This window comes from Canibacter zhoujuaniae (genome assembly GCF_011752015.1).
Classification (GTDB): Bacteria; Actinomycetota; Actinomycetes; order Actinomycetales; family Microbacteriaceae; genus Canibacter; species Canibacter zhoujuaniae.
In genome coordinates this window covers 191,788-205,365 of the sequence record NZ_JAAIKA010000001.1, presented here as the reverse complement: position 1 = coordinate 205,365, position 13,578 = coordinate 191,788, and the positions used below count along the sequence as shown (strand labels likewise).

12 protein-coding genes are annotated in these 13,578 nt (G+C 52.0%); 1 reads left to right on the top strand and 11 read right to left on the bottom strand.

The window, feature by feature from the left end:
* Positions 1-49: 49 nt before the first annotated feature.
* The 7 genes from HCQ99_RS00965 to recO form a co-directional block, all read right to left on the bottom strand.
* Positions 50-715, bottom strand: a complete 666-nt coding sequence (locus tag HCQ99_RS00965) for an ABC transporter ATP-binding protein (protein ID WP_166984699.1) — start codon at positions 713-715, stop codon at positions 50-52.
* Positions 712-1,938 (bottom strand): ABC transporter permease family protein, encoded by a 1,227-nt coding sequence (locus tag HCQ99_RS00960; protein ID WP_166984698.1) that lies wholly within the window; start codon positions 1,936-1,938, stop codon positions 712-714. Before HCQ99_RS00960 ends, HCQ99_RS00965 begins: the two co-directional genes overlap by 4 nt.
* 778 nt (positions 1,939-2,716) lie before the next feature.
* The gene (gene dnaG / locus HCQ99_RS00955) at positions 2,717-4,624 is read right to left on the bottom strand and encodes a DNA primase (protein WP_166984697.1); all 1,908 of its coding nucleotides are present in this window, start codon (positions 4,622-4,624) and stop codon (positions 2,717-2,719) included.
* Positions 4,625-4,646: 22 nt separating this feature from the next.
* Positions 4,647-5,891, bottom strand: coding sequence for a deoxyguanosinetriphosphate triphosphohydrolase (locus HCQ99_RS00950; RefSeq protein ID WP_243854756.1), 1,245 nt, complete (start codon positions 5,889-5,891; stop codon positions 4,647-4,649).
* Positions 5,884-7,077, bottom strand: a complete 1,194-nt coding sequence (gene dusB / locus HCQ99_RS00945) for a tRNA dihydrouridine synthase DusB (protein ID WP_166984695.1) — start codon at positions 7,075-7,077, stop codon at positions 5,884-5,886. Before dusB ends, HCQ99_RS00950 begins: the two co-directional genes overlap by 8 nt.
* Positions 7,078-7,099: 22 nt before the next feature.
* On the bottom strand, positions 7,100-7,882 hold the full coding sequence (locus tag HCQ99_RS00940) for an isoprenyl transferase (RefSeq protein ID WP_166984694.1): 783 nt from the start codon (positions 7,880-7,882) through the stop codon (positions 7,100-7,102).
* Complete coding sequence (gene recO, locus HCQ99_RS00935; RefSeq protein WP_166984693.1) at positions 7,866-8,636, bottom strand: DNA repair protein RecO; 771 nt, start codon at positions 8,634-8,636, stop codon at positions 7,866-7,868. Before recO ends, HCQ99_RS00940 begins: the two co-directional genes overlap by 17 nt.
* 65 nt (positions 8,637-8,701) lie before the next feature.
* Between recO and HCQ99_RS00930 the strand changes: the two genes are divergently transcribed.
* Positions 8,702-9,466, top strand: a complete 765-nt coding sequence (locus tag HCQ99_RS00930) for a trimeric intracellular cation channel family protein (RefSeq protein ID WP_166984692.1) — start codon at positions 8,702-8,704, stop codon at positions 9,464-9,466.
* A gap of 29 nt (positions 9,467-9,495) precedes the next feature.
* On the opposite strand, the gene ruvC is transcribed toward HCQ99_RS00930, so the two are convergent.
* The 4 genes from ruvC to thrS all read right to left on the bottom strand — a co-directional run bounded on the left by ruvC (position 9,496) and on the right by thrS (position 13,459).
* Positions 9,496-10,095, bottom strand: a complete 600-nt coding sequence (ruvC, locus tag HCQ99_RS00925) for a crossover junction endodeoxyribonuclease RuvC (RefSeq protein ID WP_166984691.1) — start codon at positions 10,093-10,095, stop codon at positions 9,496-9,498.
* 9 nt (positions 10,096-10,104) lie between these two features.
* Positions 10,105-10,869: a YebC/PmpR family DNA-binding transcriptional regulator gene (locus tag HCQ99_RS00920; RefSeq protein ID WP_166984690.1), complete on the bottom strand. Its 765-nt coding sequence runs from the start codon at positions 10,867-10,869 to the stop codon at positions 10,105-10,107.
* Between the two features lie 89 nt (positions 10,870-10,958).
* Positions 10,959-11,555, bottom strand: coding sequence for an HIT family protein (locus tag HCQ99_RS00915; protein WP_166984689.1), 597 nt, complete (start codon positions 11,553-11,555; stop codon positions 10,959-10,961).
* On the bottom strand, positions 11,546-13,459 hold the full coding sequence (thrS, locus tag HCQ99_RS00910; protein ID WP_424945196.1) for a threonine--tRNA ligase: 1,914 nt from the start codon (positions 13,457-13,459) through the stop codon (positions 11,546-11,548). Before thrS ends, HCQ99_RS00915 begins: the two co-directional genes overlap by 10 nt.
* Between the last annotated feature and the right edge of the window lie 119 nt (positions 13,460-13,578).

The window sequence follows — 13,578 nt, the reverse complement described above, 5'->3', positions numbered from 1 at the left end:
CATACAACACCAAATATGAAAGAAAAAATCATTACAGCAAAACCCATGATTAACCTCGTTTTAACTCAACTAATCTCTCGTGTCGGCTAGCTATTTCTGAGTCATGCGTGACCGTAATAACCGTTGCGCCGTGGTGCTTGTTTAGTTCCAATAACAGATCGAGTATACGTTCAGCATTTTCTGCATCGAGCGAAGCGGTAGGCTCATCCGCAAGAATCAATTGAGGTTTTAGAATAACTGCGCGTGCAAATATAGCTCGCGCTTTCTCTCCGCCGGAGCATTCCAACGGTTTCTTGTCGAGAATTGACTCTATACCAAGGGAGCGAGTGAGCTCTAGCAAGCGTTTCCGTCCCTCGCTTTTCCTTTGTTTAGCGTACAACATCGGCAGAGCGATATTATCCGCAATAGACAGAGAGTTAATTAAAGCGGATTCTTGCAGCACAAATCCTATTTTTTGGTTTCGCCATTGTGCCAGTTCCGCATCAGTTAATCTAAAAACATCCTTCCCAAATAAGCTGTAACTGCCAATAAATTTTCTATCGAGCAAGCCTAGAATATTCAGTAGGGTGCTTTTCCCAATACCTGATTCACCTACTATGGCAAGCGTTTGAGCTTGCGATACAGCGAGAGTTAGATCATTTAGGGCTGTTACGACAGACGACTTCCCACGATAAAGTTTACTTTTAACATGCAATTCAATAATGTTGTCTTTCATTGCAGTACTCCAACAGTAATAGGAATCCTCTTCACACGGTAAACAGCTATTTTTGACACGACAACTGCAATTAAGACATCAACGATAAGCGCTGCCGTTATCCCTACCCAATCCATAAAAATAAGACCACCAAATGATCCATAGGTCATGAAATATGCGTCTTTTTTTATCCAGAAACTTTGTCTAGAATAAGCGGCTAAAACAAATATTACGATCAAAGCGAGCAGAGATAAACCGGCATAGTAGCTAAAAAATATGCGTCGAAATTTTTTGTAGCTTAGCCCCACAAGAAGATTTATCGTAAATTCACGAATCATTGTACGAACGCTAATCAACGAACTCCACACTGACAATAGAATTATCGCCACGAGCAAAATTACGGACACCACAGCAAGAAAATTAATAGAAGACTTAAAGTATTGGTTATAAAAATCAATATTTTGTTGTTCACTAAAATAATTGAAATCTACTGCGATTATCTGCTTAATGTAAGACTGTAGCTCCTTAATCTCCTGCGCAGTGGCATTAATTAGCACTAGATCCATCAAACCGTTTAATTTGAAAGCGAGATCTGTTTTTTCGATAAAGTCTTCCGTCACCGGGACAACAATTGAGAAATTGTAATATTGCTTAGAATCTAATGCATACAAATTTGAATGCGCAGTATTTTCAGCGAGTATCCCTTTGACAACGTATTCTTTCGGCATGTGCAAAACAGGGTCAACCATTGTGAATGTTGATCCCACTGGGTAATCTTCGGTAAGACCTCGCCCTACTAAAACCGGTATTAAATCAGAACTCTCTACACGGCTCTCGAACGTTATACCTTCCCCACTTGCGATAGCAAAACCATTCAAATTACTATAGGTCTGGTTCATATATACTGCTGGTATTTCAACATCATACCTATTTGGTAAGTCAACGATGTACCCATCGGTGAACAGTCCATATTCATATTTACTGCTCAGGAAGTTATATATTTCCTGCAACCTAGTTTCGGTAATTTTTTCGAAGTCTAAATTTGAATTTGGGTCCAAATTGGATACAACTATTTCTGAGGAAGTTAAACGTGAAGCCTCTTGCGCCCCTTCAATTGTAGAAACTATGGTTCTCACTGTAGTAAAGGCTATATAGTTCCCTGCTAATAGCAGTAAAAACACAGTTAAACTCAGTAAGGGTTTCCGCAAGAAAACCCGCAAAAAGAAAAACTTAAAGATACTCATTGCGGATCCTTTCATTTTCACCTCAATAACAGAGCAGTTAAGGTGATATATGCCGCAAAGCAAGTGAATAAATAGACCGAATTATCAATATTCAAATTCAGTGATAGGTGCGCAGCAATGGATATACAAAAACTAAATAAAAGAATGGTCACACAGGCAAGAGCGTATCTGAAACGTATAGTGCATACTCTGTCGCCAACTAAAACACGGCATTTCACCTCAGTTTTGGCAGCTAGCAAGAACTGATAATGGTGCACAGCAACTACTAGCGAGAGCCCTAATAAAAGTTGTGTTTGATACTCCAGAAGGGGTTTCAGGTATCTTATCAACACATACGAAGACGCAGATCCATGTGCTACATATGAGAAAAACCACGATAAGAAAAAGAATCCAAGATAAAGTCCAAGCAGCTCAAATAGCATAATTTTCCTGATTGGAACTTTTCTCAGGAAACTCCCTATAATCACGGTAATACAGCCAGGTAGTTAAGAGTTTAGGCGCCTAAATTAACCGATACTTGGGTCAGTACCTTTTACCGTGAGTGACCCCACGATTGAGCATAAGCCACGCCAACGCCACCCAGAGAAAGCATTATGGAGAGAACTAATGTTGTGATTTTCTTATTCATCGTTTCACCCTTCACCATTGAATGTGAGCAGATTCTACTTCTAATCGGAACGTACAACATTATTTTGGAAATGTCAAGTATGAGCTGTAGCTGCACATCTACAGCGCTATCTGAGCCCTAACAAACGTTGTTAGTGTCACACCACCTGCGCTATTCAAACAGCTGGTCGAACTCACGGCGCAGCTTGGTAACAGTATAAATGTGCTTGCGAATTTCTGTCGCCTCATCGCTCCCGGGGTCTGCAACCAACCTTAGACGTCTTGTAAGCTCCTGCTGCAAGGTTTCAAAATCACGTTGCTGCAGCCGCACAACAGACTGCACCACGAATTTCTGAAACTGCCGGGTCTCTAAGTTTGGCAGCGGCAGCAGCGCAATCTCCCGCACCAGAGAACGCACCTCTGCAGGGGCTGCGGCGCTGACACGGTCAACCCAACCGGCGCCGTCACCAAGACTCTCAAGCGAAACTGCAATAGCATCGCGCACCTGTTTTAAAGGCCCAAGATCAACTCGCGCAGTTGCCGCATGCGCGAGACGATCCGCGCCGACCAACAGCGGATACTGCAGCATCGCTGCGAGCGCATCCACCTCTATCTCTGTTCCCGTATCTTGCGGGAGCATGCCGAGTGTGATCTGCGGCACCTGCTGGGGTGTGGTAGCAGCAACCGTATTTTGACCATTTGCCTCTGCGGTATCCGCCGCTAACTCCCGCGGAGCGGTGTGCGCCTTTGGTAGGGCAAGATTGCCGCGCTGTTTCAGTGCCCGAAACTCTCGCTGCACATCGGGAAAGTCTAAACCAACCATTTTGCCCAGCTCACGCATGTATTCCGGCTGCAGACTGCTGTCTTTAATCGCGGCGATTACCGGAAGAGCCCGCCGGAGCGCACCGTAGCGCCCCTCGATAGTGTTTAGATCATAGTTCTTAACAGCGTGTTGCAGGGCAAACTCGAACAGCGGTTTCTTCTCGCTAAACATTGCGATAACCGCGTTGTCCCCCTGCTGCTGTCGCAGATCGCTAGGATCTAAACCGTAGCGGTTCGTTGCAATATAGGTGTGGGCGTTGAACTGATGATCCTGCCCGAAAGCCTTCAACGCTGCAGCCTCACCGGCGGAGTCCGGATCAAAGGTGAAAATAACTTCAGCCGCCGCCTCGTCACCCAGAATGCGGCGCAAGAGACGAATGTGATCTGATCCGAACGCGGTACCGCAGGTCGCTACCGCGTTGGTGATACCCGCAAGGTGACACGCCATAACGTCTGTGTACCCCTCAACGACGATTGCGCTGCGTCGCTCAGCGATAGTTTTTTTCGCGCTGTCTAAGCCGTAGAGCACCTGTGATTTTTGATAAATCGGTGTTTCAGGGCTGTTCAGATATTTTGGCCCCTGGTCGCTCTCTAAAAGTTTTCTGGCACCAAAACCGATAGTTTGGCCGGTGATGTTTTTTATTGGCCACATAATACGCCCGCGAAAGCGATCATAGATGCCACGGCTGCCAGCCGACGCCAGCCCGCTCGCAGTGAGCTCTTCTTGGCTAAACCCGCGCTGCCTTAATAGCCCTGTCAGCCCATCCCAAGAGTCTGGTGCATAACCAATCTCAAATTTTTTTAACGCCCCACTGTCAAAGCCGCGCTTTGCCAGAAATTCAACCGCAACCTGACCGTTTTCAGTTGCAAGCTGCCGGGCGTAAAACTCTGTGGCGATCTTGTGCGCCTCATAGAGTCTGGTTTTGCTCGGCCCTTTAGGCGCCCCCTGCCTATCCTCATAAGAGATTTGATAGCCGACTCGCTCAGCGAGCCTCTCAACCGACTCTGTGAAAGAGAGGTGTTCGTGCTTTTGTAAGAACGCGATCGTATCGCCGCTTTCGTTACACCCAAAGCACTTAAAATAGCCCTGATTTACGTTGACGGTAAAGCTCGGTGTTTTCTCATCATGAAACGGGCACAGCCCTTTAAATGACCCGGCACCAGCCCGCTTCAGGGTCACATAGTCAGATACCACATCAAAAATATTGACCCGCTGCTTAATCGCGGCAATGTCACTCTCGGGTATGCGGCCTGCCATGCCGTTAAGTCTAGCGCGCCGCTTAAACCAGCGGAATAGCGCAGTAGCGGTTATAAAGCTCAATCGCTGCTTGATCCGACAGACTCGCAACCTGATCTACAACAGCACGCTGCGCTGCGTGCTCACTCTCAGCACTATTAAAATCGCTCTGGAATGCGGGATCCATCAACCCCGGTTGCTGCCAAAATTTATCGAGCAGCTCAGTAAGCAGTTCACGCTGTTTGCGGTAAGTCGCCTGCCTGCTGTCTGCGCGCATGACATAGGCTGCAACAATCCCCTTCAAAACAGCGATTTCTGCGCGGATCGTGCGCGGCACAATCACACTGCCCCCGTAGCGCGCAAGCTGTTCCGCAGCATAGCTTTCTTTCGTTGCGGTAATCGCGGCGCCCGCAAAGCGACCGATCATATCGCTTGTGAAATTTTTTAGCTGCGCTGCGTCTTGACGGCTGCCCGTCCAATCAGTCAACCACAGCGACGATGCAGCAATATTCTCGTATGCTTCACCCAATTCAGCGATCGTGTATTCGTTGCCAGACCACTCGGCGATAGTGCGCAGTGTCGCCTGATGCCCGCTCTTTGCAGCGAGCATAAACGGGGTTATGTGCTCACTAAATATCGCGTCTTCAAAATCGTGCACAGAATAGGCGATGTCGTCAGCGAGATCCATCACCTGCGCTTCAAAGCTTTTACGGCCCGGCACCGCACCCTGCCGCAGCCAGTCAAAAACAGCGCTATCTGAATCGAAGTAGCCAAACTTGTGACGTTTATTACCGGTCGCATCGATGCGGCTCCAAGGATACTTACACGAGGCATCGAGCGTTGCGCGCGTCAGGTTCAAACCTATCGAGTTGCCGTTAGCATCAAAACGTTTTGATTCAAGACGCGTCAGGATGCGCAGGGTTTGCGCGTTTCCTTCAAAGCCACCGGCTTTATCAGCCCATTCATTCAGCGCGACTTCACCGTTGTGCCCAAACGGTGGGTGTCCGAGGTCGTGGGTCAGGCAGGCGGTGTCAACCAAATCTTCAGAGACATTAAAACTTGCCGCAAGCTCCCGACCGATTTGCGCCACCTCAAGCGAGTGTGTGAGACGGTTGCGCGCAAAGTCGATGCCGGCACGGGGGCTGAGCACTTGAGTTTTTAACGCTAAGCGTCGCCACCCAAAACTGTGCAAAACACGTGCCCGATCTCTTGCAAAATCGCTGCGAGAACTGGTGTGCTGCTCTGGCTGAAAACGCTCAAAGTCAGCTTCTGAATATCCCTTAACCACCGTTACCGTCAATTTCTGCCGCAGCAAGCTCAGTGAAGTCGATATTTTCTACTGTCTGTGTATCGAGCCAGCCCTCCGGCAGGTGCGGCCGTTTTGGTCTGCCGGCGCGGCCCCGCGGCCCTTCGGCTCCCTCACCCGGATACGCCATGTCGCGATCCATGGTTGCAAATATCTCATCCATATGTTCGAGTGAGATCACCGCCGCAAGCGCCCGCCGCACATCTCCGCCAACGCTATAGCCTTTGAAATACCAGGCCATATGTTTGCGAATATCGCGACATGCGTGCGCCTCATCGTCACCAAAAAACTCGATTAACAGCTCGGTGTGGCGGCGCACAGCATCCATAACAGCGCCGAGTTTTGGCGCTGCAGCCAGGGCGCGCGCTTCCTCCCAGCTGATGCGCCCGGCACGAGCCTCAAACATCGCCTGCAGATCACCGAACAGCCACGGCCTGCCGAGACACCCCCGACCAACAACAACACCGTCACAACCGGTCTGTTCAACCATCGTAATAGCGTCCTGCCCAGACCAAATATCACCGTTGCCGAGCACCGGAATATCCGCACGCGCCTTCACAATTTCAACAAGTTCCGCTATTGCATCCCAGTCAGCTTTGCCGGAATAGTGCTGCGCGGCGGTGCGGCCGTGCAATGCGATTGCGCTGACACCCGCATCAACCGCAGCCCGTGCAGAATCCTGGAAAGTGAGGTGATCCTCATCGATCCCCTTGCGCATTTTAATAGTCAGGGGGATGCTGCCCGCCGCTTTCACCGACTGCTCAACGATTGCTGCGAACAGATCTTTTTTCCACGGCAGTGCCGCTCCCCCGCCTTTGCGTGTCACCTTCGGCACAGGGCAGCCAAAATTCAGGTCGATATGATCGGCAAGATCCTCGTCTACCACGATTTTCACGGCTTCCGCGATAGTTTTCGGATCAACCCCATAAAGCTGCATTGAACGCGGGGTTTCGCTCTCATGAAACTGAATTAATCGCATGGTTGCGGGAGTTTTTTCAACCAGCGCACGGCTGGTAATCATCTCGCTAACAAAAACCCCGTCACCATACTCTTTGCACAGTCTCCGGTAGGCGGTGTTGGTGATACCGGCCATCGGAGCTAGCTCGACCGGAATATCGAAACTGAGCTTGCCTATTTTTAGCGGTTGGTGTTCAACTGTTTGATTCATTGCGTCATAATTCTCGCACTATTTACTTCAGTGGCAAATCAACTGCGCCACCGAATCTGCGGTTCCTGCCGTGAAAATCTTGAATTGCCCGCCAGAGATCGGTTCTATCAAAATCTGGCCACAGCTTCTCAACAAACATCATTTCAGCATAGGCAGACTGCCACATCATAAAATTGCTCGTGCGCATCTCTCCCGATGTGCGCAGAAAAAGATCAACATCGGGTAGCTCCGGCACGTAAAGATGGCGTGCTAGTGAGCGCTCGGTAATATGTTTGGGATCCAGTTTGCCGTCTTTGGCATCTGCCGCAAGCGCCCGCACCGCATCAACGATTTCAGTGCGCCCCCCATAGTTAACACACATAGTGAGTGTTAAACCTGTGTTGCGCCGGGTGAGAGCTTCAGCTGCATGCAGCTCTTTAATAACCGAAGACCACAGCCTAGGGCGTCTACCCGACCAGCGCATACGCACGTTCCAGTCGTGCAGCTGTGCCCGCCGTTTTCTTAAAACTTCACGGTTGTATCCCATGAGAAAGCGCACTTCTTCTGGTGAGCGGCGCCAGTTTTCAGTTGAAAATGCGTAGACGGTGAGATATTTAACCCCGGCTTGTGCGGCGCCCGCCACAACGTCTAACAGTGTCTGCTCACCACGCCTATGCCCCTCAATGCGAGTGAGTCCCCGCTGGTTTGCCCATCTGCCGTTACCGTCCATCACGATCGCTATATGTTTTGGCACCGGTCCGCTAAATTCAGGCGGAGTCTGCCCGGTCCAGTCAACGGGCACGAGCGTCTCAGACTCTTTCGCCACGGTTTCCCCTTTGCTGTTCTGCCCTTCTGGCTATTTCATCGATTGTAAGCGACTTTAAGCCACGCTCAAGTTGCCACCGCACAAATGCCGCGATTAGGTCACTGACATGCTGGCGGCTACTGGCATCACTGTTGTTTACGCGCACCCAGGCTCCAATCAAGAGCGCTGCCAAAAGCTCATACTCTGCAAAACTAATGCGTGACATAGCCGGTGTCGCGCAGTTATCGCAAACCACCCCGCCGTGCTGCACACTAAAGTGGGTGAGATTATCTCGCGACCCGCACACCACACAAGAGCGCAACTCAACCGTCCAGCCTGCCAGTGCGAGACTGCGCAAAAGGTATGAATCGCGCAGCAGCTCAGGGGCCTGCTCTCTGCCGGCTAGTGCTTTTAACGCTGCGCTCAAAAGGTTGAACTGATGCACGCTTGCGTCCATTTCAGTCAGCTGAATCGCTGTTTCGGCCATGATGCTTGCAGCCCTGTAGCGGTCAAAATCCAAACTGATTTCAGCACCGAATAGGGCTAGTGAGTCAACTTGATTCAGTGAGTCGAGACCGCTTCGCCCCTCAAACGCAAGCAGGTCTACGATATTAAAAGGTTCAAGCCTGGCGCCTATTTTCGAATTGATCTTGCGCACACCGCGCGCAACTATTCTGCGCTGCCCGTGTGCGCGGGTGAGAGCTGTAATAATGCGATCAGCCTCACCCAACTTTTGGGTGCGCAGCACAATCGCATGATCCCGAAACACTGGCATAAGTAGAGTATTTAGCGCCGCGCCCAAGATTTACTTAGCGCACGCCGATTTGCAAGAATTAATCTGTGGAAAACGAGATATTTACCATTCCGCTCGCATTAGATATTTCAGCTGTCGCTCTCGGAAGTATGCAGGGCGCACTTTTTGCAGCGGGCTTTAAACGCCTTGATTTGCTTGGCGTTGCGGTAATCTCCATCTGCTGCGGCATTGGCGGCGGTCTGATCCGAGATCTTTTTCTAAATGTGACACCGGCAACTATGACCACCAACTGGTACATGGTGACGTGTGTGGTGGCCGGTATGATCGGGATGCTCCTGCAGCGCGTGCTGTTGAAAGTCGATAAGCTAATCAACGTTTTTGACGCGCTCTCACTCGGCGCTTTCGCAGCCCTCGGCACAACTAAAGCTCTCGCCTTTGGGCTGCCATTTGTGCCCGCTATCTTTTGCGGCGCGGTGACCGCTGTCGGCGGTGGTGTTGTGCGAGATGTTTTTTTGAATCTGCCAATAGCAGCTCTGCACGTCGGGTCGTTTTACGCGGTTGCAGCGATTGTTGGATCAACGTTCGTGGTGCTCGCAATCAAGTTTGGGCTGAGCATCACGATAGCGGGTGTTATCTGTGTTGTGTTAACCGCTGCGATCCGTCTGCTCGCGATGCGTTTTGGCTGGAGCCTGCCTGAGCAGCGTGCGCTCGATAGGCGCCGTCGTCGTCGCCAGCGCCAGGTCGAAGAGACCATCGAAGCGATCCGCACTCGCACAATCCAGATACCGCATTTACCGGATGGGCTACCAGACATCGAACCGGAAGGACCAAACCCAATGCCGCGCGCCTAATAGGCGCGAACACTACCGGCGTTTCCCTTCTACCGGCGCATCCCTTTACGGCGTCTGCCCGCTTTTTGTTCGGCCGCTAACCACGCCGTCTGTGCGGGGGTCTGCCCGCCACTGGCGTTAGCTTTGGAACCTAACGCAGCCGCTCCCGCACGTGACAGCGCCCAGGCATGGGTTATCGCAATCGCGAGCGAGTCGGCAGCATCGGCCGGCTTTGGCAGGGCCGCAAGCCCGAGATGCCGGGCCACCATCGTCGCCACCTGCGATTTATCAGCCGCACCGTAACCTGTCACCTGCAGCTTAACTTCATTTGGAGTGTAGAGCGTCACCGGAATACCGCGCTGTGCCGCTAAATAAAGAACCACCCCTGAAATCTGCGCAACCCCCATCACAGACGGCAAATTTTGCTGCGCAAAAACACGCTCTAAGGCAATCTCGTTCGGCTTCTCAGCGCTGTCCAGGATCCGCTCAATAGCCCCGCCGATCTTCGCTAGACGCTGCTGCGGTTCACTATCCGCCGCGCTCTGCAGCACCTCAACATGATCGAACTGCAGTTTACGACCGGGTAAAAGAGTAACGGCACCGACCCCACAGCGTGTTAGCCCGGGGTCGATGCCGAGAATCCTTGTCATAAGGTGATTTTATTCGTCCGCCTCAAGCTCCGCCTGCACCTCAGCGGTGAGACCAAAGTTTGAGTAAACGTTCTGCACGTCATCGCTGTCTTCAAGCGCATCAATCAGTTTAAAGATTTTCCGCGCCGTCTCAGCATCAATATCAACCTTCAGATTCGGCACAAACTCAACCTCAGCTGATTCGTAATCGATCCCAGCATCAGCCAGCGCCTTTCGAGCCGGCTCAACATCGTTTGGCTCGGTGATAATCTCAAACGCCTCACCGTTCGGGGTTTTCTCTACCTCTTCAGCACCAGCTTCGAGCACCGCCTCAAAAATTGAGTCTTCATCTGCGCCCTCAGCCGCTACGGTAATCACACCTTTACGGTTGAAGTTGAAAGACACGCTTCCCGGGTCTGCCATGTTGCCCCCGTTGCGGGTCACCGCCACACGCACTTCGGTTGCTGCACGGTTGCGATTATCGGTCAGACACTCAATCAGGAGCGCCACACCGTTGGGGCCGTAAGCCTCATACATAATAGTTTCGTAGTCAACAGCATCACCGGTGAGACCTGCGCCACGCTTAATAGCGCGCTCAATGTTGTCGTTCGGCACAGACTGTTTTTTAGCTTTGTGCACAGCAACTTCAAGAGCCGGGTTGCCCTCTAAGTCTGCGCCGCCAATTCGTGCGGCAACCTCGATATTCTTGGTCAACTTCGCAAAAGCTTTTGCACGCTTCGCATCAAGCGCTGCTTTCTTGTGTTTGGTTGTTGCCCACTTGGAGTGACCTGCCATCGATATTCCTTACCGTCTTCAGAAAAAGTCAACAGATTCAGTTTAGAGGTAATCGGCAGATTACCCCATATTTCTTGCGGATCGCGCGGCTAACTTGTGACGTCCCACGCCGATGCGAGCTGTGCTCTAACCTCTTCAAGCAGCTGCGGCAGTGCCTTCGTGCGCGCGATGATGGGAAAGAAATTAGAGTCGTATCTCCAACGCGGCACGATGTGCTGATGCAGATGGGCTGCGATCCCAGCACCAGCCACCTCCCCCTGGTTCATTCCGATATTAAAACCGTGACAGCCACTCACCTCTTTGATAACGCGCATCGCGTGCTGCGTTAAGAAACCGATCTCTGCAACCTCTGCGGCAGAAGCTTCGTCATAGGTCGAAATATGCCGGTAGGGGCACACAAGCACATGCCCGCCGTTGTATGGAAACAGATTCATCAGGACGAAAGCGCTCTCGCCACGCGCAACGATAAGACCGTCTGCGTCGCTCTTTGCCGGCGCCGCACAGAATGGACAGTCTGCTGCTCCCGGCTGGGTGTGGTCTGCCACATACGCCATCCGATGCGGCACCCAGAGCCTGCTGAAACCATCAGGCGCGCCGGCGGCAAACTCCGTCTCACGCTCTGCGCCGAAGAGGTCGGCCGGCAGATCCACCCCCTGCGCTACTGTGTCCGCATCTTCTAGGCCCATGCGGTGTTCACCTGTTCGTGCTGCTGAATCGCCTGCACGATGCGCTCCACAGCCTCAGCCACCGGCACACCGTTTAACTGTGAGCCGTCACGGAAGCGGAAACTGACCGCGCCAGCGCTGCGATCCTCTTCACCGGCGATGAGCTGGAAAGGCACCTTCGCTTTGGTGTGGGTGCGGATCTTCTTTGGCATTCGATCATCGTCGTGATCCACCTCAGCACGCACACCGTGCGCGCGCAGTTTTTCAATAATCTCATCGAGGTATGAGCCATATTCAGCGGCCACCGGAATACCGACAACCTGCACAGGAGACAACCAAACCGGGAATGCACCAGCATAGTGTTCAAGCAAAATTGCGAAGAATCGCTCAACCGAGCCGAGCAGCGCCCGGTGAATCATGGTCGGACGTTTACGCGTGCCGTCAGCGGCAGCGTATTCAAGCTCGAACAGCTCCGGTTGATTAAAATCGAGCTGCACGGTGCTCATCTGCCATGTGCGGCCGATCGCATCACGCGCCTGCACCGATATTTTCGGGCCGTAAAAAGCCGCACCACCCGGATCAGCAACCAGCTCGAGACCTGTTTCTTCTGCCACCTCACGGAGTGTTGCTTCAGCGGTTTCCCACTGCTCATCTGTGCCCACCGATTTTTCCGGATCGCGGGTTGAGAGCTCAAGATAGTAGTCGCTGAGGCCGTAACCATTCAGCACATTAAAAACCTGTGTCAGCTGACTCTTAATCTCATCGCGCACCTGCTCATCGGTAACATAAATGTGCGCGTCGTCCTGGGTCAGGCCGCGCACACGGGTCAGGCCTGAGAGTGTGCCGCTCTTCTCGTAGCGGTAAACCGTGCCGAACTCGGCAAGACGCAGCGGCAGCTCACGATAGGAGCGTGCGCGAGCGCGATAAATGAGATTGTGGAAGGGGCAGTTCATCGGTTTCAGGTAGTAATCCTGCCCGGGTTTTATGACGTTGCCCTCGCTGTCACTCACCTCGTCAAGATGCATTGCCGGAAACATGCCGTCTTTATAGAAAGACAGGTGCTGGCTTGTTTCAAAGAGGTGCCCCTTCGTAATGTGCGGGGTGTTTACAAGGTCGTAGCCGGCCGCAAGCAGTTGCCCCCGTAGGTACTGCTCAATTTCATTACGGATGATGCCACCCTTGGGGTGGAAAACGGCAAGACCCGAACCGATTTCATCAGGGAAGCTGAACAGATCTAGCTCGACTCCGAGCTTGCGATGGTCGCGTTTCGCGGCTTCTTCAAGCCGCACCTGATAGGCGCGCAGCTCATCTTTGCTCGGCCACGCGGTGCCGTAGATGCGCTGCAACTGCGGATTCTTCTCACTGCCCCGCCAGTAAGCGGCGGCTGTGCGCATTAAACTCCAGCCGTTGCCGATTAGCTTTGTGTTGGGCAGGTGCGGGCCGCGGCACAGATCCTTCCAAAGCACCTCACCGGTTTTCGGATCAACGTTGTCATAGATTGTAAGTTCTGCACCACCGACCTCAACGTTCTCGTTATCGTCGCCGGTGCTGCCCTTGATCCCGATTAGTTCAAGCTTGTAAGGCTCATTTGCGAGCTCTCTGCGCGCTTCGTCCTCTGACACCACGCGACGCACAAACCGCTGCCCCTGCTTCACAATCTGCTGCATTTTTTTGGTGATCTCTTTGAGATCTTCAGGTGTGAACGGCGCAGCAGGATCAAAATCGTAGTAGAAACCGTCGGTTACCGGTGGCCCGATGCCCAATTTAACTTCTGGGTTGATCGCTTGCACGGCCTGCGCAAGCACGTGCGCGGTGCTGTGGCGCAAAATGTTTAAGCCGTCTTCTGACTCAAGCGTGACCGGCTCAACTGTATCCGTGTCAGAGACTGTAGCTGCTAAATCTTTCAATTCGCCGTTGACGCGCATCGCGACGACGTTGCGGTCGGTAAACAGTGAAAAACCGTCTGCCACAATCTCTCCTAAGTGGTAGATCTGTTGTTAACTTCTCTACGCTGCATCTAGTCTAAAAATTTCTACTTCTATCT

What these genes read in the sequence shown, in the direction of transcription:
- HCQ99_RS00965 (WP_166984699.1), bottom strand. Translation starts at nt 715, where the DNA reads ATGAAAGACAACATTATTGAATTGCATGTTAAAAGTAAACTTTATCGT.
- HCQ99_RS00960 (WP_166984698.1), bottom strand. Translation starts at nt 1,938, where the DNA reads ATGAGTATCTTTAAGTTTTTCTTTTTGCGGGTTTTCTTGCGGAAACCC.
- dnaG (WP_166984697.1), bottom strand. Translation starts at nt 4,624, where the DNA reads ATGGCAGGCCGCATACCCGAGAGTGACATTGCCGCGATTAAGCAGCGG.
- dusB (WP_166984695.1), bottom strand. Translation starts at nt 7,077, where the DNA reads ATGAATCAAACAGTTGAACACCAACCGCTAAAAATAGGCAAGCTCAGT.
- recO (WP_166984693.1), bottom strand. Translation starts at nt 8,636, where the DNA reads ATGCCAGTGTTTCGGGATCATGCGATTGTGCTGCGCACCCAAAAGTTG.
- ruvC (WP_166984691.1), bottom strand. Translation starts at nt 10,095, where the DNA reads ATGACAAGGATTCTCGGCATCGACCCCGGGCTAACACGCTGTGGGGTC.
- HCQ99_RS00920 (WP_166984690.1), bottom strand. Translation starts at nt 10,869, where the DNA reads ATGGCAGGTCACTCCAAGTGGGCAACAACCAAACACAAGAAAGCAGCG.
- HCQ99_RS00915 (WP_166984689.1), bottom strand. Translation starts at nt 11,555, where the DNA reads ATGGGCCTAGAAGATGCGGACACAGTAGCGCAGGGGGTGGATCTGCCG.
- thrS (WP_424945196.1), bottom strand. Translation starts at nt 13,459, where the DNA reads ATGCGCGTCAACGGCGAATTGAAAGATTTAGCAGCTACAGTCTCTGAC.